This window comes from Prevotella fusca JCM 17724 (assembly GCF_001262015.1).
GTDB lineage: Bacteria > Bacteroidota > Bacteroidia > Bacteroidales > Bacteroidaceae > Prevotella > Prevotella fusca.
Map to the genome: position 1 here is coordinate 1299335 of NZ_CP012074.1, position 25863 is coordinate 1325197.

At 44.1% G+C, this 25863-nt stretch carries 20 protein-coding genes; 3 read left to right on the top strand and 17 right to left on the bottom strand.

From position 1 onward, the window contains the following. Positions 1 to 103: 103 nt before the first annotated feature. The 6 genes from ung to ADJ77_RS05420 all read right to left on the bottom strand — a co-directional run bounded on the left by ung (position 104) and on the right by ADJ77_RS05420 (position 4973). Positions 104 to 793: a uracil-DNA glycosylase gene (gene ung / locus ADJ77_RS05395; protein WP_025077856.1), complete on the bottom strand. Its 690-nt coding sequence runs from the start codon at positions 791 to 793 to the stop codon at positions 104 to 106. Between the two features lie 15 nt (positions 794 to 808). Beyond that, positions 809 to 1474: a uracil-DNA glycosylase gene (locus tag ADJ77_RS05400; RefSeq protein WP_025077855.1), complete on the bottom strand. Its 666-nt coding sequence runs from the start codon at positions 1472 to 1474 to the stop codon at positions 809 to 811. A 249-nt stretch (positions 1475 to 1723) separates the two neighbouring features. Beyond that, on the bottom strand, positions 1724 to 2029 hold the full coding sequence (locus ADJ77_RS05405; RefSeq protein WP_042740838.1) for a hypothetical protein: 306 nt from the start codon (positions 2027 to 2029) through the stop codon (positions 1724 to 1726). A gap of 148 nt (positions 2030 to 2177) precedes the next feature. Then, the gene (gene gpmI, locus ADJ77_RS05410) at positions 2178 to 3695 is read right to left on the bottom strand and encodes a 2,3-bisphosphoglycerate-independent phosphoglycerate mutase (protein ID WP_050696109.1); all 1518 of its coding nucleotides are present in this window, start codon (positions 3693 to 3695) and stop codon (positions 2178 to 2180) included. Positions 3696 to 4013: 318 nt separating this feature from the next. Continuing rightward, positions 4014 to 4496, bottom strand: a complete 483-nt coding sequence (locus tag ADJ77_RS05415) for a TonB family protein (RefSeq protein WP_025077854.1) — start codon at positions 4494 to 4496, stop codon at positions 4014 to 4016. A gap of 12 nt (positions 4497 to 4508) precedes the next feature. Further along, a complete protein-coding gene (locus ADJ77_RS05420; protein WP_050696110.1) occupies positions 4509 to 4973 on the bottom strand; it encodes an energy transducer TonB in 465 nt (154 codons plus the stop codon). Positions 4974 to 5382: 409 nt separating this feature from the next. Between ADJ77_RS05420 and ADJ77_RS05425 the strand changes: the two genes are divergently transcribed. Both ADJ77_RS05425 and ADJ77_RS05430 read left to right on the top strand, forming a co-directional pair. Then, positions 5383 to 6609, top strand: a complete 1227-nt coding sequence (locus ADJ77_RS05425) for a hypothetical protein (protein WP_050696111.1) — start codon at positions 5383 to 5385, stop codon at positions 6607 to 6609. Between the two features lie 61 nt (positions 6610 to 6670). Further along, positions 6671 to 8860 (top strand): alpha-galactosidase, encoded by a 2190-nt coding sequence (locus ADJ77_RS05430; RefSeq protein WP_050696112.1) that lies wholly within the window; start codon positions 6671 to 6673, stop codon positions 8858 to 8860. 485 nt (positions 8861 to 9345) lie between these two features. Here the strand turns inward: ADJ77_RS05430 and ADJ77_RS05435 are convergent, their stop codons facing one another. The 6 genes from ADJ77_RS05435 to ADJ77_RS05465 form a co-directional block, all read right to left on the bottom strand. Beyond that, complete coding sequence (locus ADJ77_RS05435) at positions 9346 to 10542, bottom strand: SGNH/GDSL hydrolase family protein (protein ID WP_050696113.1); 1197 nt, start codon at positions 10540 to 10542, stop codon at positions 9346 to 9348. A 298-nt stretch (positions 10543 to 10840) separates the two neighbouring features. Continuing rightward, positions 10841 to 11746: a helix-turn-helix transcriptional regulator gene (locus tag ADJ77_RS05440; RefSeq protein WP_042740837.1), complete on the bottom strand. Its 906-nt coding sequence runs from the start codon at positions 11744 to 11746 to the stop codon at positions 10841 to 10843. A gap of 135 nt (positions 11747 to 11881) precedes the next feature. Continuing rightward, positions 11882 to 12637, bottom strand: a complete 756-nt coding sequence (locus ADJ77_RS05445) for a hypothetical protein (protein WP_025077853.1) — start codon at positions 12635 to 12637, stop codon at positions 11882 to 11884. A gap of 30 nt (positions 12638 to 12667) precedes the next feature. Continuing rightward, positions 12668 to 14335 carry a RagB/SusD family nutrient uptake outer membrane protein gene (locus tag ADJ77_RS05450; RefSeq protein WP_025077852.1) on the bottom strand — a complete coding sequence of 556 codons (1668 nt, stop codon included), beginning with the start codon at positions 14333 to 14335 and terminating at the stop codon, positions 12668 to 12670. Positions 14336 to 14382: 47 nt separating this feature from the next. Next, complete coding sequence (locus ADJ77_RS05455; RefSeq protein ID WP_025077851.1) at positions 14383 to 17658, bottom strand: SusC/RagA family TonB-linked outer membrane protein; 3276 nt, start codon at positions 17656 to 17658, stop codon at positions 14383 to 14385. Between the two features lie 1378 nt (positions 17659 to 19036). Continuing rightward, positions 19037 to 19639, bottom strand: a complete 603-nt coding sequence (locus tag ADJ77_RS05465; RefSeq protein WP_025077850.1) for a ribonuclease HII — start codon at positions 19637 to 19639, stop codon at positions 19037 to 19039. Positions 19640 to 19811: 172 nt separating this feature from the next. Between ADJ77_RS05465 and ADJ77_RS05470 the strand changes: the two genes are divergently transcribed. Then, positions 19812 to 20138, top strand: a complete 327-nt coding sequence (locus ADJ77_RS05470; protein ID WP_025077849.1) for a hypothetical protein — start codon at positions 19812 to 19814, stop codon at positions 20136 to 20138. 79 nt (positions 20139 to 20217) lie between these two features. Here the strand turns inward: ADJ77_RS05470 and ADJ77_RS05475 are convergent, their stop codons facing one another. The 5 genes from ADJ77_RS05475 to sufB form a co-directional block, all read right to left on the bottom strand. Continuing rightward, complete coding sequence (locus ADJ77_RS05475) at positions 20218 to 21435, bottom strand: aminotransferase class V-fold PLP-dependent enzyme (RefSeq protein WP_050696114.1); 1218 nt, start codon at positions 21433 to 21435, stop codon at positions 20218 to 20220. A 54-nt stretch (positions 21436 to 21489) separates the two neighbouring features. Further along, a complete protein-coding gene (sufD, locus tag ADJ77_RS05480; RefSeq protein ID WP_025077848.1) occupies positions 21490 to 22833 on the bottom strand; it encodes a Fe-S cluster assembly protein SufD in 1344 nt (447 codons plus the stop codon). Between the two features lie 151 nt (positions 22834 to 22984). Then, entirely contained in the window at positions 22985 to 23743 is a 759-nt protein-coding gene (sufC, locus tag ADJ77_RS05485; RefSeq protein ID WP_050696115.1) for a Fe-S cluster assembly ATPase SufC, read from the bottom strand. A gap of 12 nt (positions 23744 to 23755) precedes the next feature. Next, positions 23756 to 24160: a hypothetical protein gene (locus tag ADJ77_RS05490; RefSeq protein ID WP_025077847.1), complete on the bottom strand. Its 405-nt coding sequence runs from the start codon at positions 24158 to 24160 to the stop codon at positions 23756 to 23758. Positions 24161 to 24178: 18 nt separating this feature from the next. After that, complete coding sequence (gene sufB / locus ADJ77_RS05495) at positions 24179 to 25624, bottom strand: Fe-S cluster assembly protein SufB (RefSeq protein ID WP_025077846.1); 1446 nt, start codon at positions 25622 to 25624, stop codon at positions 24179 to 24181. Between the last annotated feature and the right edge of the window lie 239 nt (positions 25625 to 25863).

Genomic DNA, 25863 nt, shown 5'->3' on the forward strand with positions numbered 1-25863 from the left:
GGAAATCAAGCTATCTTATCCCTATAAGCCTTACAAGGCAAATACGCCTTATACGCATTTAAACAAGCAACTCGTTTACTTATCAACTTGTTCGCTCGCCTACTTATTGACCCACTACCATCCAATCAACAGGCACAATTCCATTCTCCTTTAAATATATATTGCAGCACCCGAAATGGTCTTTTCCATCCCATTCTCCATAACGACAAAAAGCCAAAGGTGAAGGGTGTACTGCCTTTAGTACCATATGCCTATCATTATCTACATGAACAAAACGCTCCTTTCGTTGCGCAATGCGTCCCCATAACATAAAGACAATGTGCTCACGATCAGCATCCAGTGCCCTGATAACAGCATCCGTGAAAAGCCTCCACTTGTATTTCCGATGACTGTTAGGCTGATTCTCACGCACAGTCAGAGTTGTATTCAACAACAACACACCTTGTTCAACCCAGCGTGTAAGGTCTCCCGAAGGCTTATCAGCCCCATCGATACTGACCCCAAGTGCCTTATAGATAGTTCGCAATGAGGGCAGAGGAGATTCTTTTTCAGAGACAGAAAAGCTCAGACCCATAGCCTGACCAGCTTTAAAATAAGGGTCTTGCCCCACAATAACAACCTTTACCTTATGAAAAGGACAAAGGTTGAAGGCATTGAAAATCATCTCTTCAGGCGGATAGCAAGCATTGTTCCTATACTCCCCTGTAACCTTTTCTACCAATTCCTTGTAGTAGGATTTATCCAGTTCATCCTTCAGCTTCTCACGCCATGACTCTTCTAAAACCCATTCCATAGCTATTGACTAACATTACCACTCAATAGGCGAAAGCCCACAAGAAGTCAAATAGGCATTACAACGTGAGAACTGATGCTGCCCAAACCATCCTCCACGGTTCGCAGAGAGCGGCGAAGGGTGTACACTCTCTATGACACAGTGCCGCTGCTGGTCGATAAGACTCTTCTTACTACGAGCAAAACCTCCCCAAAGCATAAAGACCAAGTTCTCTCGTCCATCACTGAGAGCCTTGATAGCCGCATCCGTAAAAGTACCCCACCCTAACTGCTGATGACTGTTGGCTGCGTGTGCACGGACTGTAAGCGTAGCATTCAGCAGGAGAACTCCCTGCTCTGCCCAGCGTGTCAAGTCGCCCGACTGATGGGTTGGCGTACCCAAATCGGCCGCAATCTCCTTATAGATATTCTGCAATGACGGTGGTAGTGGCACTCCATCAGGCACCGAGAAGCTCAAGCCCATTGCCTGTCCCGGCTCGTGATAAGGGTCCTGTCCGATAATCACAACCCTCACCTTATCGAAAGGACAAAGGTTAAAGGCATTGAATATCAGTTGTCCCGGTGGATAACAAGGATACTGTGCGTACTCTTGTCTTACCTGTTCTGCCAGCTGTTGGAAGTAAGGTTTATCAAACTCACCACCCAGTTGCTGTTTCCACGATGGTTCTATCTTTACGTTCATTGCGATATTTTTTATCTGCGAGAATAATATAACGAGAGCAGAAGAATGCTTGCATTCATTATGTCGAGTGCAGATTACTTTCTACAAAAGTAATGCAAACGAGAGCAGAAGAATGCTTGCATTCATTATGCCGAGTGCAGATTACTTTCTACAAAAGTACGATAAAGTTCCGATAATAACAAAAAAGTCGTGCCTTTCCGACACGACTTTCTTATTTTCAAGTAATCAATTACTCTTATTTCACTTGCATTACTTCTTGCAGCACTTCTGTACCTTCTTTGCTCCTTCTTTCTTGCAGACTGGCTGACAGTTCTTTTTTCTTTGGTTACAAGCCTTCGCTGACTGCTTCTTGCAAGCCTTTGATGATTGCTTATCGCAAGCCTTAGTCTGCTGCCTGTCACAATTCTTTCCTGAATTCGGACACTTCTTTGCCTGCTTGTCAACCTGCTGCTGACTGGATGTGTTATCACACTTTACTGCACACTGCGCCTGTGCACTGAGTGTACAAAGACCGAATGCTACTACGAAAGATAACGCTATTTTCTTTAAATCCATAATAATTTACTATTTAAAAATTAGACATTAACATCTATAAAACTCAAAAAGGAAAAATTCCTTACGGGTACAAAGATAAGGAAAAAACAAATCCCAAAGACATTTTCAGCCTTTGGGATACGATTATTTTAGTTTTATTAAAACCTGTTTAGTCATTTATAAGGTTCTCACCTGTCATATCAGCAGGCTGTTCCAAGCCCATGATGTGAAGGATTGAAGGCGCAACGTCAGCCAGTCGACCATTCTTTACAGTTGCTGAATTGTTGTCAGTAACATAGATGAATGGTACAGGATTCAGCGAGTGAGCAGTGTTTGGACTGCCATCCTCATTGATTGCGTTATCCGCATTACCATGGTCAGCGATGATGATTGCCTCATAATCGTTAGCCTTCGCTGCCTCGACAACCTCCTTTACGCAATGGTCAACAGCCCATACAGCCTTTGCAATAGCATTGTAAACACCCGTATGACCCACCATGTCACCGTTAGCAAAGTTCACAACGATGAAGTCGTACTCCTGTGTATTTATAGCACCAACAAGTTTATCCTTCACCTCGAAAGCACTCATCTCTGGCTTCAAGTCGTATGTTGCCACCTTTGGAGAAGGCACCAGGATACGGTCCTCACCCTCATAAGGCTGTTCACGACCACCATTGAAGAAGAAGGTTACGTGCGCATACTTCTCCGTCTCAGCTGTATGAAGCTGCTTCTTGCCGAGCTTGCTGAGGTATTCACCCAGTGTATCCATTACGTTTTCCTTCGGGAAGAGGATATTCACGTTCTTGAAGTTTGCATCGTATGGAGTCATACAGTAGAACTGCAGGTCCTTGATTGTGTGCATACCTTCCTCTGCCATATCCTGCTGTGTGAGTACCAATGTAAGCTCCTTGGCACGGTCGTTACGGAAGTTGATGAAGATGACAACGTCACCCTCCTCAATCTTACCATTCACTGAAGAGTTTGTGATAGGCTTGATGAACTCGTCAGTCACGCCCTCTGCATAGCTTGCCTCAACAGCCTTGACCATGTCAGCAGCCTGTACACCCTTGCCCTCAACGAGCAGGTCATATGCTTCCTTTACACGGTCCCAACGCTTGTCACGGTCCATTGCATAGAAACGACCGACAACCGAAGCGATATGTGCATCATTTGCATCGCATACTTTCTGAATGTCTGCAACGAAACCAGCACCGCTCTTCGGGTCAGTGTCACGTCCGTCCATGAAGCAATGAACGTAAACGTCCTTGAGATTATATTCCTTACCGATCTCGATGAGCTTGAAGAGGTGGTCAAGTGAAGAGTGAACACCACCTGTTGAGGTCAGACCCATCAAATGGAGTTTCTTACCATTCTTCTGTGCATAGCTGTATGCATCAATGATACCCTGGTTCTTCAAGATGTCACCACTCTGGCAAGCCTTGTTGATTTTCACGAGGTCCTGGTAAACGATACGACCAGCACCGATATTCAAGTGACCAACTTCAGAGTTACCCATCTGACCGTCTGGAAGACCTACATCCTCGCCTGAAGCCTGCAACTCAGAGTGTGCACTGACTGCATTCAAATAGTCCAGGTAAGGTGTCGGTGTGTTATAGATTACATCACCCTTACCGTGCTTACCGTTACCCCATCCATCAAGGATCATCAATAAAGCTTTCTTTGCCATAATTATTCCTTTATTTTTTGTTATTATCTTCGTTACTGCAAAGGTACGATAAAAGAATAAGACTGTGGCAAAAAGCCGTTGGAAATTTGAGGTTGAAACTTATAGAAAGAAAAGTATGGATTTAGTCCGCCCTTTGTCATACTGATTGAAAGCATAACCCAGCTGCTTAATAGACTACAGTTACTCTTTTCTACCTATGTGCTGGTGCTTCGCACGGTTGGTGCTCTTGGCAAACACCAACCGTGCGGAGGGCAAGCACCAATCTTAACAACGACTAAACACCTTACAACGTGTGGCTGTAATATGAGCAACCTGTTCTTATAATAACCTGAAAGTGACTGGTACAAGCTGCCAAACTCCTTGCTTCGGTCTTCTTTCCCACTCCCATGCAGGCATCAGTTTCAGCACACGAAGTGCCTCCCTATCCAAATATGGGTCTACGGAACGCATAATCCTAAACAGACAACAACGACCAGAAGGGGTCACAAAAAACTTTACAATAACTCTTCCCGACACCGTATTTTCAGACAATTCGGGCGGATACTGGAGATTTAATGCTATAAAGTTCAACAGATCACCCGGAAATGAAGGTTTCAATCCCTCAACTGTTTCAAACATCTTTGCCCCTAATGTGTCCACATTCAATGTATCGCAAACAGGAGAAACGCTTGGTTCTACACAGTAAGGACGTTCAAAACATTCCTTTTTCTTCGGTTTCATCGACCTTTTCTGCTTCTGCGCATTGACATTACCAACAGCAAACAAACTTACTAATAGGACTAACAACAATTTCTTTATCATGACAATATACTTTTAAAGTTGACTTTTTTGCTTCTTAAATCTAACAGGCAAAACAAACCAAGTCCCACCTTCAGCCATTGAATCCACATTCCACTTCGGCATTAACTTCAATACCCTTAACGCCTCGGCATCAAAAGCAGGGTTCAACGAACGAAGTATCTTGAACTGAGAACAAGTGCCGTCACGTTCTATATAAAACTTAACAATCACCTTTCCTTCAACCTTTTTGTTCTTACGACCAGCTGGCCATACCAGATTATCACTAAGAAACTGTTGGATATTACCTGGAAAAGATGGCATTGGAGGAATACAACAAATAATCTTCACAGGTGTTTCATTTACCACTTTTATAGTATCGACAGAATCTTTCCGAACCTCTTTTTTATCAGATTTCATCGGAATATCCTTCTGTTCGGCATTAACCAATACTGCCATAAAGATACTGAGTGACATTGCTGACAAAATTCGCTTCACCATATAAACCTTTTGATTTATTCTCCTTTACAGCTATTTAACGCTGCCTTTCGAGAAACTATTATAAACAATCTCCTCAACTTGAGAAGACTTGGGAAAACTCTTAAATAAAAACCTGCGCCAACGCTTAAACGCAATCACGTCGCCGCAGGTTTATGATTTGCAGATGACATATATTAGAACTTATTGTCAATGCAAAGGTAAACAAGAATGTCACGCAATGCAACACCCCCTTTGGTATTGACACAGACACAACAGAAAGAAATCTAATTATCAATTACTTACAGACAAACAAACCAATTCTTTGACACAACATAAGTTATAAAAGTTCCTTCTTTTTCGCACTTTACCGAGCTTCAAGATAGCTTTTCACCTCCTTTCCCCTCACCCTGATTTGGCAATACGCAGCAGAATGTGTATCTTTGCAAGTATGAAGAAAAGAACCTTTTTACTACTGGTAAGCCTCTTGACTTTGCTTTCGTGCAGCCAAAAGAAACTTCCCAACTATCCTGCCACAGACGATGGAATCACCCGTATGCGGCTTGACAGTGCAGCTTTCTACATGGCTAAGCACAAGACCCGCAATGCAATGTGTCAGCTGAAAGCAGCAGAAAAGCACCTTTTCACCGTAACAGAAGACTCACTGAAGTTCAACACATACTATCGTATAGCCCAACTGAACGCACAGAACGGCGCATATAAACTGGCACTCGAATACTTCAACCACGCAGCCCGACACAGTAATGGGAACAAACGAAGCCACCGGTTGACCGACATCTATATCGGGAAGGCTTCCGTATTCAACCAAATGGGACAACGTGACTCCGCCCTGCTGTATGTCAAGAAGGCTGAATCCTTCAAGCCTCGCATACGAAAAGACCAGGAACGCCACATCGAAGAGGTGCGGAAACGAATAGAAAAAAGACAGATTTTATCGGTTTCACCGGAGAAAGACATCGAGATTGTGCAGGTTCAGGACCGCTATGAGGTGGCTGTCGCACAGCGTAAAGCCCTACAGCTGCAACTCTACATCGCTTATCTTGCTATCCTTCTGATACTCCTTACAGTGGGCATCGTAATATGGTTTCGCCGTCGTATGCACCAACAACTGCTTGTCTATCGCAGACAACAGGAGGAAACAGAGCAGAACATCCAGCTGACCCTCCGACGCAAGAATGCGACAATTGACGAAATGAAAGCTGAAATTGACAGCAAACTCAACGAACTGGAACAACTGAGACAACAGGTACATATACATAGTGGAGACAACAAAACAGCTGATTCCATCGAGCAGATCAAGCTGGGAATAGACACACTTTACATGATTCTGAAAGGTGGGAACATCTCACAGATGGGCAAACGTGAACAGCAGGCACTCAATGCTATTATGCCTAACTTTGACTATGACCTTGCCTATATCCTCAACAATCCCCGTTATGCCTTCACACCAAAGGAGACATTCTACTACATAATGGAACATAACGGAATGACCGACGAGCAGAAAGCTGATGCCTTCTGCTGTACGTCACAAGCCATAAGGTCAATTAAAAGCAGGATGAAAAAGAAGATGGAAAAGCCGCAAGAGGAAACTGTGGAAGCTGGTATAGACCTCGAAGCAGAGAACAGCATTGCTTTATAACAACTTCATAACAGCAAGAGCGGACACAATATAAATAACAAGAACAATTAAGAATACACAGATGAAAAAGCTATTATTACTCTTCGTCTGCACCCTCCTAAGCCTCAGCATAGGAGCAGCCGACAAACAATCCATCCGCATCAACACGGATAACATTGACCTCATTCTGCAGGTATCACCTAAGAACAGACTCTATCAGGTCTACTTAGGCGAGAAACTGAACAGCACAGCAGACTTCGACCACTTCAACTGGAACATCTATGCTGGCTCTGACGGTGCCTATGGCATTCGTGGGCGTGAGGCTTATCCGGGCTCGGGCGGCGAGGATATGTTTGAACCGGCACTGGCGATTACACACGCAGACGGCAATCAGACTACTTACTTATATTATAAAAAAAGTACACAAAAAGCCGTACCAGGTGGAACAGAAACCATCATAGAGTTAGCTGACGACAAATATGCTGTGCAGGTAACCCTCCATTATGTGGCATATATGAAGGAGAATGTCATCAAGACATGGAGCGAGATAAAGCACAACGAGAAGTCGTCCATCATACTCTGGCGTTACGCAAGTGGTATGTTCTATTTCAACAGTTCCAAGTATTTTCTTACCAACTACCACAGCGACTGGGCTCGTGAAGGTCAGCCAGCCGTACAGCAATTACAGTTTGGCAAGAAGATTGTAGACACGAAACTTGGCACACGCGCAGCCGAACAGAGTGAGCCTTTCTTTGAAATAGGCTTCGACCAGCCTGCACAGGAGAACCAAGGACGGGTGATGCTGGGCACTATCGGATGGACAGGTAATTTCAGTTTTACCTTTGAGATAGACAATGTAAACTGCCTCCGTGTCATCCCCGCCATCAATTCTTACGCTTCAAATTATAAGCTGAAGGCTGGCGAGAATTTCAAAACACCAGAATTCATCTTCACCTTGAGCGAGAACGGAACAGGTCAGGCAAGCCGTAATCTGCAGAACTGGGCACGCAGGTATCAGCTCTGGAACGGCGAGGGAAACCGTATGACGCTTCTCAACAACTGGGAGAATACTGCCTTCGACTTCACTCAGGAGACGCTTGCACTGCTGATGAAGGACGCAAAGGAACTGGGTGTTGACATGTTCCTATTGGATGACGGCTGGTTTGGCAACAAGTACCCACGCAAGGACGATCGTGCCGGACTGGGCGACTGGGAACCAACTCGCACAAAACTGCCCGGTGGTATTCCTGCATTGACCAAAGCTACAGAGACAGCGGGCGTAAAGTTCGGGCTGTGGATTGAACCTGAAATGGTCAATCCTAAGAGTGAACTCTACGAGAAACATAAGAACTGGGTGATTGAACTGCCTAACCGTGAGACATACTACTACCGTCATCAATTAGTGCTCGACCTTTCCAATCCGGAGGTACAGGACTATGTCTTCAGTATCGTAGACCGTCTGATGACGGAGAATCCGAGCATTGTTTACTTCAAATGGGACTGCAACAGCCCTATCACAAACATATACTCTCCTTATCAGAAGGCAAACCAAGGCAACCTATACATCGAATATGTACGCGGGCTTTATAAGGTTCTCGACCGTATTCAAGCAAAATATCCAAAGCTGGAGATGATGCTCTGCTCTGGTGGTGGCGGCCGATGCGACTATCAGGCTTTGAAATATTACGGTGAGTTCTGGCCTTCCGACGATACCGACCCATACGAACGTCTCTACATACAATACAGTATGTCGAAGTTCTTCCCATCAAAGGCACTGGCAGCACACGTCACGAACTGGAACAGACGAACAAGCATCAAGTTCCGGACAGACGTAGCAAGTATGTGTAAACTCGGCTTCGACCTTGACCTGAAAACGATGAAACCGGAGGATTACAAGTTCACACAGGATGCCGTTACTAACTGGAACCGACTGAAAAATGTCATTCTTGACGGAGAGCTCTATCGCCTGATTTCACCCTACGAGACCCATCATATGGCAGTAAACTATGTATCGCAGGACAAGAAGAAGGCAGTGCTCTTCGCCTACGACCTGCACCCACGCTACTCCGAACCACAGCAGGCTGTACGCCTACAGGGGCTGGATGCCAACCGCACTTACACGGTGAAGGAAATCAATCTTATGCCTAACACGACTTCTGCACTGCACTGCAACGGACAAAGATACACGGGTGATTACCTGATGAAAGTGGGGCTGATGGTTCTCTCAGCCTATGAGAGTGCAAGCCGGGTGCTTGAACTGACGGCAGAATAACATTCCTTCCTTTCCAGAAAGGTGTAATCACATTGATTATCAAGCTATAATCAGACTTTTAAAACATATCTTTTCTATAAAAGAAAAGCATTACAACCCCTATTATTCTCACGAAAGCAAACCCATAACTTTCGTGAGAATAATTGTTTTTTTCACGAGAATAAATAATTATTTTCGTAAAAAACATATTTATCAGCGTACTGATAAATCCAGAATATGTAGTTTGTTGGAAGAAACAGAGCCCACAATCAAGCTCTTTATAATAACTGCTACCAGCCCATCCAACGGTTTTAAAGAAGAGCTTGCGTCATCCTCAAGCAGTTTTACAATAATGCATCAGATGCTTTTGGAGAAGAGCCAAAAATATCCTCAATCTATTTCCAACGATAAAACATCTGTCAATCTACCCCACCATAAACTTACCTCTTTTTCCAAGTCATAGCAAAAAAGGAAGCTCCTCTCCTTCGGAGGGGCTGGGAGAAATCCTACATCTTCTTCGCCGCATACTCCCCCATCTCTTTATATCCCGCAGGGTTAGGATGCAACCAGTCACCAATATGCCATTCCTTACGCAACTGTTCAGGTGCAACAGGGTCGCACATAAGGGCATCAAAGTCGATGAAACCGTCGATTTCCCGAGTTGTTCTTATCCATTCATTCACTGTCTTGCGTGCCGCTTCACGTGCTTCGGTAAAATAGTATCTACAGCCACTGAAAGGTGTTATCGTACCCATATAAACCTTCAGTCCACGCTGGTGAGCCTTCGTAATCATCACATGATAGGCTTCAATCAGCTGACGGGCAGTCTCTTCAGGATTGGTAGAAGTGCCAATGTCATTGATTGCCTCAAAGATGATTACCGCACGAAGTCCACGTTGTCCAAGTATATCACGGTCAAAGCGTTCCTTTCCCGGCTGTCCCAACCCCACAGACAGGATGCGGTTATTACCGATTCCAAGGTTCAACACACCCGTTTTCGGAGTTTTCGGAGCACTGGAAACGTTCTCTCCGTTCAGTACAGCTGACATAAAGTCAGGCCAACGGTCCTGCCCATTCGTGGTACTTCCCTTACCATCGGTGATGCTGTTGCCAAGAATGGCAATACTGGAAGCAAAGGAGTCGAACACGTCAATGGCGGAAATATTAAACCAATGGTCTTCCTTGAAGGCTGTGGAGAAATCGGCATAGGCGTTTGTCACGCCACGCATAATGTAAGATGTGGTGCGCGAACCCATGTGAACTGTAGGCTCTTTCGGAGCCTTGAGGTAGTTGATTGTAATCGACAAACGTTCCAAGGGTTGCAGGTTGAACTTCAACGCATCCGAGAACACCGCCTTTCCAGCAGGTATGGTAACACTCCGCTTATTACGAAACAGAAGATACTTTGCCGAGTTCTTCTGGATTTCATGTCCTTCTCCTGCCTTTGCTATATAGACACTGGTAATCTCAACAGGCTCTGAAGAGAGTTCATTACTTAGCTGCAAGCGGATAATACTGCCGCCAATACTGACTTTCACAACCTGCCGCACGGAGCGGTTGGTCATCTGGTTGTTATAAGGCATGAACGCCTTGTCAACGGTCTGTGGTGCACAAGCCCACGTACCCACCCACCGTGCCTGCTGTGCATGGACGATGAGGGCGGTAAATAACAATAAAACTGATAAAATCCTACGTGTAAACATTGTCCTGAATTAAGATCCTCCCCAAGCCCTCCGAAGGAGGAGGATGTTTTGCTGGAGGTGAGAGGATAATAGATGATGATGTACTATAATGAACGATAAAACGGGCAAAATGTATCAAGAGCCCGCTGACAAATACATTTAAGGGTAATGACTTCGTTCTATTTGCAACATTATTATATAGATTAACACTGATGATGAATCGTTTTACGGATAATGACTTCGCTCTGTTTGCAACATTTATTATATAGACCAATAATACAGTTTAAGTGCTTTAAGACAAGCAATTCTTCATTATCATTCAGAAAGGGGCGGAGACGAGGCTGTTTATCTCGTCCTTCATATACGCCTTGAAGCCATCGCCCTCTACGACCTCAATATCCTTGAACAAACCAAGAACAAAGCGACCCAAGCCACGGTAGTCGCAGACTTCTATGTCTAAAAGCCATGAACCGTCTTCATTCGGTGTAACATAATGAGCTCCCTGCGGATATTCCTCCACGAAGAGGTTATGCGACAACTGCCCTAACCGAAGCCTCACACGATGACGTTCCTCACTGCTGAACATAAATATGTCGGTGAATACCTGCCTGTGACTGTCTTCATGCAGCCACGGTGTATCCAACATTTCCACACCCGTCATACGTGAAATCTTGAACGTCTTGTTCGCACCCGACACCAACTCATGGCAACGGACATCCTGATTGTCATGCAGCAGGAGGAAAGGTTCCACGATACGGTCCTTCACAGTATGGCTATGCGGACTGGAATAACCGACCAGACGAACCGTCCTTTTTTCGTTCATTGCCTTGCGTAACATTTTCAAATTACTATCCATCTGACGACGGACAGGGGAATCAGCCGACACAGATAAGCTGTAAGCATTCTCCAGCTTCTGTCGTAGCTGGTTCACCATCTCGCTGTCATTACCTGCCATCATCAGTACACTGTGGATTGTCTTGATATCCCTGTCCGTGAACTGAATCGTCTGCAGTAACTGCGTAAAGAAAGGAGAGCGACGATCAATATGGTAACAACCCTGATTCTTGAACACGATAAAGCCAGCGTGCTTGATGAAGTCGAGCAGATAATAGAAATTCCTACGCGACAACTCCATCCGCTTGCACAGCTCCTCAATCGTATAGTTGCGCCCATCAGACAGGAGAATCAACAGCTCTAATTGTTTCTTTAGTTTGTCAAACCTCATTCTTCAAATGTTATAACATTTATAGAACATAACGCAAAACAAACCACATTAATTGCCTATAACATTAAAAAAGCTCCCTGAACAGATATGATACTGCACAGAGAGCCCTATTTAATTTATAAAAAATCTTTTTACTTAATTCTTCAAAGTCAATGTTTCAACCTTTATACCAAAAGAACCTGCCGAAACTAAATACTTGAAATTGAAAGTAAAAGTCTTTGTTGCTTCATCATAAGAACTACCTTGATCAGCTACAGACATCATACCGTAACTTGGATGAACATAACCAGTCACCATAGAAGCTGGATAAACGGTCACCTTAGAACCATCTGGACTAAATGAGAATCCATAACCTTCTGCCCAAAGACTCTTGATACGGTAACGATTTCCAATCTCAGAATACTCAACATCAACCTTACCCATATCACCAAACATCTCCGACATATATGGGAAAGAGCCTAAAGCCTTATAGTCAAGACCCGTAAACTCAACTGACTGAGATGTCTTCTCACCACCATTTACGGCTACAACAGTTATAGTATAAACACCATGCAAGTCAGTAATATACACATCCTTATAAGCAGAAGCCTTCACATCTATCTTCTTACCATTCGCAACGACATAGTCACTATACTGTGCCTCTGTCATCTTACGAGCTTCCTTAGCAGATTTCAATTCCGACAGATAATAAACGTCGGCAACCGCCGCATTGGTTGCTACACGAATAAGACAATCATTATCCGAATTATATCCTTTACCGACAGTATATTGATAAACTGTTGCAACAGGTGTACCGTCGTTCCCCGGATCTGTACCATACTCTTCTTTACAGCCTGTGAAGACTACGGCTGCAAGAGCAAGTAACAGTAAACTTTTAATATATTTCTTCATAACCTTTTGCTTTAATATTCAACAATGTATTTAGAATGGATATGGATCAGAGTCAGTATCTGGCTGAACAGGGTTAGGGTTCTGTGTCATACCACCATTATTATCAGCCTCTGTACCTACGAATGTCCATACCATCCAGTTAGGTAGTTCCTGAGTATTCCAACGTGCATTCTCCAAATGATTAGTACCAGCATAACTACGAATGATACCCTTGTTGAGACGCTTGATATCGAAAGTAGCGAAGCCTTCACCCCAGAGTTCCACACGACGCTGCCACCAAACCTCATTCTGGAAAAGAGAAGTACTGTTATTATAATAAGCATCGGTATGCGTTCCATAGGTATACTGTGGGTCACGCGTCTTAGCGAATGCCTCCAACAACACTTTTCCACGAGCCTCGTCCTGCATACCAGCAGCCTCAGCCTCTATAAGTTTCATCTCCTCAATACGCATCAAAGGAACTGACACACACCAAGCATCATATTTAACATCAGCCTTACCTGCAACATTACGGAACTTCAATGACAAACCACCAAGACCATACTTCGCATTTTCCTTACCTGACTTATAAACACGTTCAGGATAATTAGAGTAATTCTTCAATTCATTGACAGCATCTTCCTGGGTCATGCCATCAAGAGTAAAGTCAACCCAACACTTGCGACGGAAGTCAGTTGCGGGAATAGTAGAATAAAGATGCCGGTCAATAACCATCACACCACCATAAGAAGAAGCATAACCACCATCAAATCCACCCTCCATAATCATTACAGAGCCCCAAGAGTCATCACCGTCATTTCCCTTAATGTTCGGATCAGTAGGAAGGAACTGTGTAGCAAACATCCATGAGCTGTTAGGTATATTGAAACCATTATCACGGCTCAGATACTGTGCTTCGCTCATCATCGTATAACCTTGCTGCGCCAACTTAGCATACTTCTCGGCATTTGCCCAGTCCTGCTTCTCGAGATAAGTACGTGCCTTGAGTCCATAAACTACACTTACATCAGGAGTGTACTTATCCGCTCTCTTATAATTAGCAAGATACTTCTCGGCAGTATCAAGATCCTTCAAGATAAAGTCAAAAGCCTCACCCCAAGTCATACGCTCACTATGAGTAGCCTCCTGTAATGTACGTGATTCATCAGCCTTAATGGTTGTGAGCGCATTTGCATCCACAACATAAGGCTTTGCTGCATACATACGAACCAAGTCCAGATAGAACATGGCACGCATTGTATAAGCGATACCTGCACCCGTCATCTTTCCAGCCTCAGGCTCCTTGTAGCCTGAAGCACCGGCACTCTTGATAACGTTGTTACAATCAGTAATCCACTTATAGTAGCAAGTCCACGGGAACTGAGTAACCGCATAACCTGCAGAAAGATACTTGACATTGTTATACCAAGTTGAAAAATGATTATTACCTGCTGGGACAATATCCTGCCCCTCAATGTCACGTGTAAGGAAGAACGATGTATAACCAAAATCCCATACTCTATCATTATTTGGAGAGTATGTTCTCTTACCACTGATATTTGTTGTCAGCGCACTAACCATATTATTAAAGGCACCAGGTGCTTTCGCGACTTGGTCCAGTGAGGCTGTACCACTCTGCGGTTCAACCTCCTCGATACAACTTGTAAGCATCGAAGTACCTAAAGCTGCCAGAATGATTGTTGAAAATATTTTATTCATTGTCATATCTGTTTATTATTATTAAAAATGGTATTGCCAATCATTTATTAGAATGACAACTGCAAACCACCCATAACTGTGCGTACAGGTGCATAAGAGTTAACACCTGAATGAGATGTACCCTGGAAGCTGAATCGAGGATCAAGTCCCTTGCGAGCAGACCAGAAGCACAGGTTCTGTCCCTGAATATAAAGACGAATCTTGCTCAACATCAGCTTACGAGCCAGTTTTGTCGGAACACTATAACCAACAGTAAATGACTGGAAGTTAAGATACTTTGCACTTGTAAGGAAGCGAGTTGACTGTGCTGTCAAGTCTGGGTCAGTGTACATAAAGCGTGGAATATCACTGGAAGTATTGTTCGGTGTCCAAGCCTTCAGTACATCCTTAGACAGGTTAGAACCGTCACCCTTTGTTCTGACATTACCCATCAATCCTGCATATCCAAAGTCATAGATCTGACCACCAAGTTGATAATCAAACGTAGCATTAAAGTCGAAGTCATAAACTCTCAATGTAGTTGTGAAACCACCATTGGCTACTGGTAACATCTCGTGAGTATAGTTCGTAGCCTCACTCCAGTCAGTTGTTGTAAAAGAGTGCTTAGAACCAGGCTTACTACTATTTGACAACTTACCAGCCTTGAAATCCCTATAGATATCCTCATCTACCCAATAGAGAGGCTGTCCCTTCTCATTCACACCAGCGTAATCAGCCATCATACCATTATAAAGCGATTTACCCTCAGCATACCACATTGGAATGTTGAATCCAGCACTAACATCTGCCTGTGCGAAACCACCATACTGAGCAGTCTTGGTTGGATCAAGTTTCAAAGCCTTTGCACGGTTGTGAGAAATGTTTGCCGATACATTCCAAATAATATTCTTCGTACGGATAATATCACCGCCAATTGTAAACTCGACACCAGTATTGCGAATATCACCAAGGTTACCATAATAACCACGTACACCGACACTCTCAGGAACTCCCAGCCAGAAGAGCATATCTGTTGTCTTCTTTGTATAGAAGTTGAATTCACCGTTCAAGCGACTCTGGAAGAGTGCAAATTCAAGACCGAGGTTGAAGTTGGTTGTTGTCTCCCAGGTAATATCAGGATTACCAATGGAAGAGAATGAAGGCAACATAGCCTTCTCACCACGTACCAACCTATAACGGTCAATATAATTGAAATCAGGAATACCATCATTACCCTGCTGACCAACAGATACCTTAAACTTCAAGTTATCAACCCACTTAGCATTCAGGCTCTGGAAGAATTTTTCCTTGCTGACAATCCATGCGCCACCGAGACTCCAGAAGTCACCCCAGCGATTATGCTTTGCAAATCGGCTGGAAGCATCACGACGATAAGAAGCCTGCCCAAAATACTTCTGGTCATAGTTGTAGAGCAGGTTAGCGAAGTAACCTTCTACATTATAAATTGTACGATAAGAATGACTATCATAACGATCTGCAAATGCATTGATTTCCTTGATATCAGGTGAGAAGCCACCACGAGCCAAAGCATCCAGATAGTTATAATTAGACTTATACCACTCATGTCCCAGCATCAACTGAACATCATGCAAGCCGAAAGCCTTATGTGCATTCAATGTCTGAACATAGTTCCAACGATAACTTACACCAGCATCCTTGGTAATACGTCCCTTATCGGCAGCTGCTGCACCGATGAAAGGATTCTCATAGAAAGAGAAGCGTGTCAAGAGAAGGGTAATTGAGTTGGTTGAGTTGAACTTCAACCACGGAGCAAACGTAATATCGAAATTGAGCTGTCCCTGCAACTGGTCAAGAATCGTATTCTGCTTATTATACCTGTTTGCTCCAAGTGGGTTACCCGTATTGAGGAAAGGACGGGCTCCGATACCAGGGAAGTTTGTAGCCGGCACACCGAAGTCATACTTCGGATGACCATAACTATCCGTAGCAATTACAGGATTTCCATTAGCATCCAGTGTACGAACATAGAGTGGATAAATAGGAGATATATACTGCGTAAAATAACCAAGATTACCTGCGTCAGTTTTTGTATTGCTCAAGTTAGGATTTGACTCACGATCAGAGTGAACGTATCCAGCATTTGCAAGAAGATGCAACCAGTCAGTAGCTTGATAGTCTGCCTTCAGACGAGCAGTAAAGCGCTCAAATCCAGAATTCTCAAGCACACCCTCCTCCTTCATATAACCAACACTTGAATAGTAGCTCATCTTAGAATCACCACCACTCACATTAACATTATACTCATGACGGAATCCCTTACGATAAGCCTCATCTTTCCAGTTGTCAGGCTGAATGTAATACTTTGTACCATTATACTCATAAGCACGACCGAGGGTAGCCTTTGGATTGAGTTTACCATCAAGTCCTATAAGATTTTCACCAGCAGGAAGCGTATATGGATTATACTGCAAGCCAAAGCTCGGATTCTCTATCAGGTTATCATTAGCCCATTTATTAGCCTGTTCATGAGACATGCCCTGCTTGTAGAAAGCATAATTGTAGAACTGAGAATAGTAAGCCTCCATGAACTCACCTGGATCCTTGAACACATCATAATCCTGAATACTACGGCTGGTGACACCCCACTTTGTCTCAACATTGATATTTGCTTTTCCTTTTCCTTTCTTTGTTGTGATAAGGATAACACCGGCAGCACCACGTGCACCATAAAGTGCAGCTGAAGAAGCATCCTTCAAAACTGTAACACTTTCGATATCATCCTGTGGGATATTACTCAAAGAAGCCGGGTAAGGAGCACCGTCAACGATAATCAACGGATCGGTTGAAGCATAGAGGGAAGCGATACCGCGGATATGGATGTCAGCGTTACCAGCACCTGGGGCACCAGATCCACCAGTCATCTGCAAGCCAGGAACCGATCCTACAAGAGCATCAGCCACATTGGTAGTAATCTTCTTTTTCAAATCGCCAGAGTTTACAACAGCAGCAGAACCTGCAAAAGAAGCCTTTGTCTGTGTACCGAAGGCAACAACCATCACCTCATCCATTACCTTACCGTCTGGATCAAGTGTAATCTTCATGTTCGCCTTAGCTGTCAACGTCTGTGTTTTCATACCAATGTAGGAAACCGTAATTTTAGACCCAGCCTTTGCAGACATAGAGAAATGTCCGTCTATGTCAGTTGCTGTACCTGTCTGTGTACCTACCACGAGGATGGATGCACCAACAACAGGCAGCCCATCTTCCGAGGAGATTACAGTTCCGCTAATCTCTGTTTGCGCCAGTGCTGTTCCTAAACTTAGGAAGAGCCCGACTAAAAACATCATTAGTCTTTTTTCCATAAATTCTCTCTTTTTATTAATATTAAATCTAACTGTCTTCAGAACCAACAATTACAAGTCAGGTATTACGAAAAACTTACACACATGGCAAGTATTATATTTTAACAATTTACAAAGATAGTACAGCAATTTTAAAGTTCCAAGTAGAAACAGGCATAAATTCTATTTTTTCACATTTATTAATACGGAGCATGCAAAAACATTCATAATATTGCATGAAAACAATATAAATATAAGCAAGAATGACGTTAAAAACATGATATTGTAAGCATTACACTTTCTTTTGATTCATAAATCAAGGTTCTACTGTTGATTACTTACAATATGAGCAACTCTTGCTTACGGTGTAAAACAGACAACAGACTGCAAAATATGCTTAATCTGTTCGCACATGATGAAAGATAGTGAGAACATTTATAGCATCAAATTCAAATCGGTTCATCAGACCACAATGGGCTCATAATTATAATTATTCGTATATTTCTTGACATCTTTTATTTTCTTTTCGGTGTCATGTTTGTCTTTATTACTTGACATAGCCCATTACACCTTCGTCACAAAGACAAACATGACATCAAAAAGGAAAAAATCTTTTTAGCCTCTGATGAACGACTTGGGTTAAAGCAGCATACCTTTATGGCTTACCAAGGTCGCAAACAGAGATCAGATCAGGTTCTTCCGTTAAAAGCGTAGATTGGAAACAGTACAAAGGCTTATCCACCTCTATAATATGACTATCCAAGATCAGACGGTCTCATAAAAAGAGGTAAAGCACAAGATAATAAATGCAGAAAACAAATACCATGTCTTCCATCTTCAACAAACAACTTATTCCCATATCAATCAACGATTGTAAACTATTTTCATGCGGTCCAAAGCTAACACATGGTCTCTTGGCTATGAAAAGACGCCCAATTGACTTGCAATAGATGCCCTTTTGAGGTCTAACTAACGCCCTTTTGAAGTCCAATTAAGCACCTTTTCTTGCACTACTTTATAACTAATTGATTTCCTGTCGGTTGCAGACTTGCTTTTTACACGTATTTTTGCCTTTATCTGCAAGTATTTTACCCGAAATTATGTCATGATTTTTCAATCCATTGTCTGCGGATTTCAAAGTATTAACATAAAAAGGTTTTCTGTGTCGGAGGATGATAATAAAAAACAGGTAGCCAAGAACATCTTGGCTATGCTTTTTGTTTAAAACAAGGAAAAAACAATGAGTTACGACGATTAATCCAGATGCAGGGTTTCGAGGAAGCATCACCAACATAAGAATCTGTCAGACTTATGCTGCATGACACCCCTCCCCACTCTCGGTCATCCTTGAGAAAACATGAAGGCTGACACCCATAAAACTCCACGCATAAGGACCTGGTCAGAAGTCGAAAGACAACTGTCCGTCACCTAAGAGATTGTAGCTCTTGCGATGATAAGGTGTGATGCCATGCTCACGGATTGCCAAACGGTGTTTCTCCGTCGGATAACCCATGTTCGACTGCCAGTCGTACTGCGGATATTCCTCTGCCAGTGAAATCATGTAATCATCACGGTAAGTCTTGGCAAGGATGGATGCCGCAGCGATGGAAAGGTACTTCCCGTCACCCTTGACAATCGTCGTTGAAGGCAGGTCACGATAAGGCTTGAAACGGTTTCCGTCAACGATGACCGCTTCCGGGCGCACCTCAAGCTGATCCAAAGCACGGTGCATGGCAAGAAAGGAAGCATTGAGAATGTTTATCTTGTCAATTTCCTCGGGCGTGACAATCCCTACCGCCCATGCCACAGCGTCATGCTCAATCGTCGCACGGAGAGTATAACGTTTCTTGGCAGTCAGCTTCTTGGAATCATTCAACAGTTCGTTCTGATAGTCGGGAGGCAGGATAACAGCTGCAGCATAGACACTTCCAGCAAGGCATCCCCTGCCCGCTTCATCACAACCAGCCTCTACAAGACCTTCGTAATAATGGCTTTTCAACATGAGTTATAGGCTTTAAACGTTAAAGAACCTTTCTATTTAAATTAATATAACAAATATTTTTCTTAGAGTGAACATTCGTTGCACAGAGCGTATCTACTTTTGCAAACGTAAATCAATAAAGGTTTTACACCTTATATATTATATATAGAATACAACTAAAGAAAAAAAGAATATGAAAAAGGAAATGACCCTCACAGAGCGTAACGCATCGTACAACGACCTTAGCCGGCTCTTCACTGATGTAGCAACATGGTTTCATGCACCGATGGAGTGGCTGCGAAGGTACTACAGTGCTGTTCTTGAACAGGAAGTGAGCAACAAACAGGCTTTCTATATCACACAGGCGCAGATAGCGTTTATACTGACAGCCTTCTCGGTCATGTCATCAGTGCTGCTGCATGTAGGATGCCTTGTCTGGTTTATATTCTGCCTTTACAGGATAGGCAACCTCCCCAGACCTCTCAGCAGAAAAACGTGCAGAGATGATGACGCACAATGAAAAAGGAAACAGGCATTTACAACCTCGTTATAAGTGCTTACGAAAACCTGTAAATGCCTGTAACTCCTATTATCTGTCCTTAAAACATCATCGCTACCCGTCTGATACCTGCCACCAGGGCATCAACTTCCTCACGGGTATTATAGAGCCCGAAGGAGGCACGAACGGTGCCAAGGATGCCGAGACGGTTCATCAAAGGTTGGGCGCAATGATGACCTGTCCTCACGGCTATACCTAACTGGTCAAGCAGAGTTCCGAGATCCATGTGGTGAATATCACCGACATTGAAACTGATAACGGCATCACCGCTGTCGCTGCTGTGCCCATATATGTGCATACCCTCAATCTCACGAAGCTGCTGAAGAGCATAGCGTGTGAGGTCCTTTTCGTGTGCAAGGATATTATCCATACCCAAGGAAGACACATAGTTGAGGGCTGTGGCAAGTCCGTGTGTAGCAACATAATCGGGCGTACCTGCCTCGAACTTCAATGGAGGACGCTCGAAGGTTGTCCTTTCAAAGCTGACACGTTCTATCATTTCACCGCCCCCCTGATACGGAGGAAGCCTGTCAAGCCATTCTTCCTTGCCGTAAAGGACGCCAATGCCAGTAGGACCATAGATCTTATGACCACTGAAAGCGAGGAAATCACAACCCAGCTCCTGCACGTCAACTGCAAAATGAGGAACGCTCTGTGCACCATCCACCATGACCGGCACGCCATGTTCGTGAGCAATGCGAATCATCTCCTTTACGGGATTGACAGTTCCGAGGACGTTGCTCACCTGCGTCACGCTGACAATCTTCGTGCGCTCCGTGAAGAGTTTTTCATACTCTTCCAGTTGGAGTTCGCCCTCATCTGTCATAGGAATGACCTTCAACACAATTCCCTTTCGCTGTTCCTGCAATTGCCAGGGAACTATGTTGGAATGATGCTCCATCGTAGAAACAATCACCTCATCTCCTTTCCGCATGCAGCCTTCAGCAAAGCTGGAAGCAATGAGATTCAAGCTCTCAGTCGTACCACGGGTAAAGACTATCTCTGTTGTTGCACGGGCGTTGATGAACTTCCGTACCGTCTCACGTGCAGCTTCATGCATGTCGGTTGCCTGTTGCGACATCCAATGCACACCACGATGCACATTGGCATTTACATTGAGGTATTCTTCCCGCATGGCATCCAGCACACAGAGAGGTTTCTGCGTGGTAGCACCATTGTCAAGGTAAACCAACGGCTTGCCATAGACGGTACGAGAGAGAATCGGGAAGGAGTCCCGGACTTTGGAAATATTGTACATCATTTATTGTATTGGGCTGACAAGGCTTATTAGGCTAATAAGCCTTATACCAAACTATTTACACATCGCACAACCCTGGCACTTATCCAGCTCGCCACGGAACCGCTTCTCAACCAAATGATGAAGACGGTCACGCAACGGCTCAAGCTCCATCTTATCAATCACCTCATTGACAAAGGCAAACTCAAGTAGCAGCTTGGCTTCCTTCTGGTCGATGCCACGCTGCTGCATATAGAAGAGTGCAGCATCATTGAGCTGTCCTACAGTTGAACCGTGATTACACTGGACGTCATCCGCATATATCTCAAGCATCGGCTGCGAGAACATACGGGCTGTCTTGCTGGCGCAGAGGTTACGGTTGTTCTCCTGTGAGAGCGTCTTCTGCGCACCCTTTCGAACCAAGACACGACCAGCGAAGGCGCCGACAGCATTCTCATCAAGCACATACTTATAAAGTTCATTGCTTGTGCAATGAGGTACCTGGTGGTCGATGAGTGTATTGTTGTCAACATGCTGGCTCTTGTCAGCAATCACACAACCGTTACAGAAGCATTCACTACCCTCTCCCTTGAAGACAAGGTCGAGCATATTGCGCGTCACACCGTTATGCAGCGTAATGACATTATGACTCACACGGGAGTTGCGTTGCTGCTCAATGTAGACATTGGAGACACGTGTGTTCTTTGCATGTGTCTCTTCCAGACAGTTAAGCTCCAAACTTGCATTATCTCCGACAAAGGCTTCTATAACCTGTGTTGCAAGGAAGTTACGGTTGTCGGAAGCATGGTCACAGAAGAGGAACTGTGCCTTGGCACCCTCTTCAAGAACGATAAGCACACGGCGGTTTACCATCAAATCGACATCCGAACGGAGGATATTAACGACCTGCACGGTGCGCTCAAGCTGCACGTTCTTTGGCACATAGAGGAAAAGACCATCCTGTGCAAGCATTGTATTCAGGGCAGTTACGGCATCTGCCTCCGTATTGGCAAGACGACCATAATACTTCTTCACCAGTTCTGGATGTTCAGCAGCTACCCGGTTCAAGCTGTCAATGATAACGCCGTCATTCAGCTTTGCCTTTGGAAGAGCCTTACTATAGAACTGGTCGTTAACAACGAAGTAAAGAGAAGTGCTGAGATTTGGCACATCACACTTGAAAGTCTCGTAAGGATTAACGGGTATTTCAAGACGGTTAAGATTCAAACCATAATCTGCCTCAAAGAGCTTCTGCATATCCGTGTACTTATAGCGTTCCACCTTCCTGGACGGAAAACCCTGACGACGGAAATCCTCAAAAGCCTTGTCGCGCACCTCATTGAGCACGGGTGCAGCATGTTCCTTTATCATCTGCTGCGCCTCAGTGTAGAGGTCTATATATTGTTTTTCGCTTTGCATTGTTCTTTCTTTTTTGAGGTTTTATCTAAGGAATGGCGGGAATGGGATGTCTTTCCGGGCTATATACAATAGCAAGGTCAGCCTTATTAAAGCCCCTTTGTTTACATGAAAGGCTCACCCTTCCCCAAGTCACCAACTATTAGCCACCCGATTAATCCTCAGTCTCAACCTCTTCCTTAATCCAATCGTAACCGCGCTGCTCAATTTCCTTGGCAAGTTCCGGACCTGCAGTCTTAACAATACGTCCCTTGTAAAGCACATGAACAACATCCGGCTTAATCATCTCAAGCAGACGTTCATAATGTGTAATAACAATGGTTGATGTTTCATCCGTGTGCATCTTGTTCACTCCATCAGCTACAATGCGCATAGCATCAACATCAAGACCTGAGTCGGTCTCATCGAGAATACTGAGTTTTGGCTCCAACATTGCCATCTGGAAAATCTCATTACGCTTCTTCTCACCACCAGAGAATCCCTCGTTCACACTGCGACGAGAAAGATTTGAATCCATACCGACCACCTGACGTTTCTCACGCATGAGTGCCATGAAGTCGGCAGCTTTCAATGCCTCCAAGCCCTGATAGGCACGCTTGGCATTGATAGCAGCCTTCATAAAGTTGGTCATACTCACACCAGGTATCTCAACAGGATACTGGAAAGAGAGGAAGATTCCCTCATGAGAACGGTCTTCTGGCTTCATCTCCAATAGATTCTTGCCATTAAAGACAGCCATACCATCAGTTACTTCATAGAGCGGATTACCTGTAAGTACGGCACTAAGCGTTGATTTACCCGAGCCGTTAGGTCCCATGATAGCATGCACCTCGCCATCTTTCACCGTGAGGTTGATGCCTCTTAATATTTCTTTGCCTGCAATGGTTGCATGCAGGTTTCTTACTTCTAACATATTGTTTTTGTTTTACTTATTTTTGAAAAGAAAGATATTAATGAAATCAAACACCATATCCATTATAAACTCAGAAGTAGAATAGTCACCACGAGCTATTCTCTCTGCTTTCTCTCGCTCATATCGCTCTTCAGCCAACAACTGCGATGTATCGTTGCCACCAAAGAAAGACTTTGACTTCTTCTTGTAAGGGGGAATATCCTTAATGAAACCAGAACCCGTTACAGTGCGAAAGAGACGACGGTCATAAGGCGTTGAAGTCGTGACGGTGCCCATTACCGAATGACAGATTCTTATCGTATCTTTCTTTATCTGTTCATCAATAAGATACTTCTGCCACGGCTTTAACTGCCATGACTGGGCTTGAAGCATTGTTGTAAGCAACAAGCCAGACGTAACAAGAATAGCCTTTCGCATATTGTTCGTTCTGTTATATTACCCTACTGTTCCTTCCAATGTCACAGAGAGAAGTTTCTGTGCTTCTACAGCAAACTCCATCGGGAGCTTATTGAGCACATCCTTTGCATAACCATTGACTATCAAGCCGACAGCATCCTCTGTAGGAATACCACGCTGATTGCAATAGAAGAGCTGGTCTTCACTGATTTTAGAGGTCGTAGCTTCATGCTCAACAATAGCTGTATCATTATGGATGTCCATATAAGGGAAGGTGTGAGCACCACAGTCCGAGCCTAAGAGAAGGGAGTCGCAACTTGAATAGTTGCGGGCATTCTCGGCATTAGCAGTAGCACGAACCAGTCCACGATAAGAGTTCTGACTATGTCCTGCAGAGATACCTTTGGAGATAATAGTACTCTTGGTGTTCTTACCAATGTGAATCATCTTCGTACCAGTATCAGCCTCCTGATAGTTATTCGTTACTGCAACAGAATAGAATTCTGCCTGTGAGTTGTCACCCTTCAGTATACAAGAGGGGTATTTCCAAGTAATAGCCGAACCCGTCTCCACCTGTGTCCATGACAGTTTTGAGTTCACTCCTCGCAGTTCACCACGTTTCGTAACAAGATTCAACACACCACCTTTACCGTTCTCATCACCTGGATACCAGTTCTGAACAGTAGAGTATTTAACCTCAGCATTGTCCATCACAACGATTTCCACTACTGCCGCATGAAGCTGGTTCTCATCACGCATAGGAGCAGTACAGCCCTCAAGGTAGCTAACATAGGAATCATCATCAGCCACAATCAGCGTACGTTCGAACTGACCCGTATTGATTGCATTGATTCGGAAGTACGAGCTCAATTCCATCGGACAGCGAACTCCCTTGGGAATATATACAAAGGAGCCATCACTGAAGACTGCAGAATTAAGTGCTGCAGAATAGTTATCACGATAAGGAACTACACTTCCAAGGTACTTACGCACCAAGTCGGGATGCTCTTTGACAGCTTCACCGATAGAACAGAAGATAATTCCCTTCTCTGCCAGCTGCTTCTTGAAAGTTGTCTTCACTGACACAGAGTCCATAATGGCATCAACAGCCGTACCACTCAGCGCCAGACGTTCCTCCAAAGGAATACCTAACTTATCGAAAGTCTTTGCTAACTCGGGATCCATCTCCTTGTTCTTTGGCTTCTTCGCCAACGGATCTGCATAATAAGAGATTTCCTGTAGATGCAGTTCAGGAAGATGCAAGTGTCCCCAAGTCGGTATGGGGAGCGTCTCCCAGTAACGGAAAGCCTTCAAACGAAAATCGAGGAGCCATTCCGGTTCCCCTTTCTTCTGCGAAATAAGTCGAACGACATCCTCGTTCAGACCTTTCGGAATGACCTCCGTATGTACATCAGTCGTAAAGCCGAACTCATACTTCTGCTCTGCAACCTTCTTTACAAATTCATTATTCTTGTTCTCAGACATTTGTTTTTGGGATTAAAGAGAGGGTTGTCACACGGGAGTTAAAAGAGCTGGAAGAACTTAGAGGGAGTCAGAAGGGATTTAAAGCCTACACCTATATCGGCTATATGCTTCCTGATATCCCTAACGTTTAGCCCTTCTAAATACAATGTTCACCATTCCTATACCTATTGTTTGACGCACTTAAACCTATCGTTCATATTCATCCAACAATAAGTTCCCGGTCTCCACCATCTCTATTC

Excerpts from the sequence above, each read along its gene's own strand:
- ADJ77_RS05465 (WP_025077850.1), bottom strand. The coding sequence starts at position 19,639 with ATGTTGAAAAGCCATTATTACGAAGGTCTTGTAGAGGCTGGTTGTGAT.
- ADJ77_RS05475 (WP_050696114.1), bottom strand. The coding sequence starts at position 21,435 with ATGTACAATATTTCCAAAGTCCGGGACTCCTTCCCGATTCTCTCTCGT.
- sufB (WP_025077846.1), bottom strand. The coding sequence starts at position 25,624 with ATGTCTGAGAACAAGAATAATGAATTTGTAAAGAAGGTTGCAGAGCAG.
- ADJ77_RS05450 (WP_025077852.1), bottom strand. The coding sequence starts at position 14,335 with ATGAATAAAATATTTTCAACAATCATTCTGGCAGCTTTAGGTACTTCG.
- sufC (WP_050696115.1), bottom strand. The coding sequence starts at position 23,743 with ATGTTAGAAGTAAGAAACCTGCATGCAACCATTGCAGGCAAAGAAATA.
- gpmI (WP_050696109.1), bottom strand. The coding sequence starts at position 3,695 with ATGGCAAAGAAAGCTTTATTGATGATCCTTGATGGATGGGGTAACGGT.
- ADJ77_RS05490 (WP_025077847.1), bottom strand. The coding sequence starts at position 24,160 with ATGCGAAAGGCTATTCTTGTTACGTCTGGCTTGTTGCTTACAACAATG.
- ADJ77_RS05455 (WP_025077851.1), bottom strand. The coding sequence starts at position 17,658 with ATGGAAAAAAGACTAATGATGTTTTTAGTCGGGCTCTTCCTAAGTTTA.
- ung (WP_025077856.1), bottom strand. The coding sequence starts at position 793 with ATGGAATGGGTTTTAGAAGAGTCATGGCGTGAGAAGCTGAAGGATGAA.
- ADJ77_RS05440 (WP_042740837.1), bottom strand. The coding sequence starts at position 11,746 with ATGAGGTTTGACAAACTAAAGAAACAATTAGAGCTGTTGATTCTCCTG.
- ADJ77_RS05400 (WP_025077855.1), bottom strand. The coding sequence starts at position 1,474 with ATGAACGTAAAGATAGAACCATCGTGGAAACAGCAACTGGGTGGTGAG.
- ADJ77_RS05425 (WP_050696111.1), top strand. The coding sequence starts at position 5,383 with ATGTGTATCTTTGCAAGTATGAAGAAAAGAACCTTTTTACTACTGGTA.
- ADJ77_RS05420 (WP_050696110.1), bottom strand. The coding sequence starts at position 4,973 with ATGGTGAAGCGAATTTTGTCAGCAATGTCACTCAGTATCTTTATGGCA.
- ADJ77_RS05435 (WP_050696113.1), bottom strand. The coding sequence starts at position 10,542 with ATGTTTACACGTAGGATTTTATCAGTTTTATTGTTATTTACCGCCCTC.
- ADJ77_RS05470 (WP_025077849.1), top strand. The coding sequence starts at position 19,812 with ATGAAAAAGGAAATGACCCTCACAGAGCGTAACGCATCGTACAACGAC.
- sufD (WP_025077848.1), bottom strand. The coding sequence starts at position 22,833 with ATGCAAAGCGAAAAACAATATATAGACCTCTACACTGAGGCGCAGCAG.
- ADJ77_RS05405 (WP_042740838.1), bottom strand. The coding sequence starts at position 2,029 with ATGGATTTAAAGAAAATAGCGTTATCTTTCGTAGTAGCATTCGGTCTT.
- ADJ77_RS05415 (WP_025077854.1), bottom strand. The coding sequence starts at position 4,496 with ATGATAAAGAAATTGTTGTTAGTCCTATTAGTAAGTTTGTTTGCTGTT.
- ADJ77_RS05445 (WP_025077853.1), bottom strand. The coding sequence starts at position 12,637 with ATGAAGAAATATATTAAAAGTTTACTGTTACTTGCTCTTGCAGCCGTA.
- ADJ77_RS05430 (WP_050696112.1), top strand. The coding sequence starts at position 6,671 with ATGAAAAAGCTATTATTACTCTTCGTCTGCACCCTCCTAAGCCTCAGC.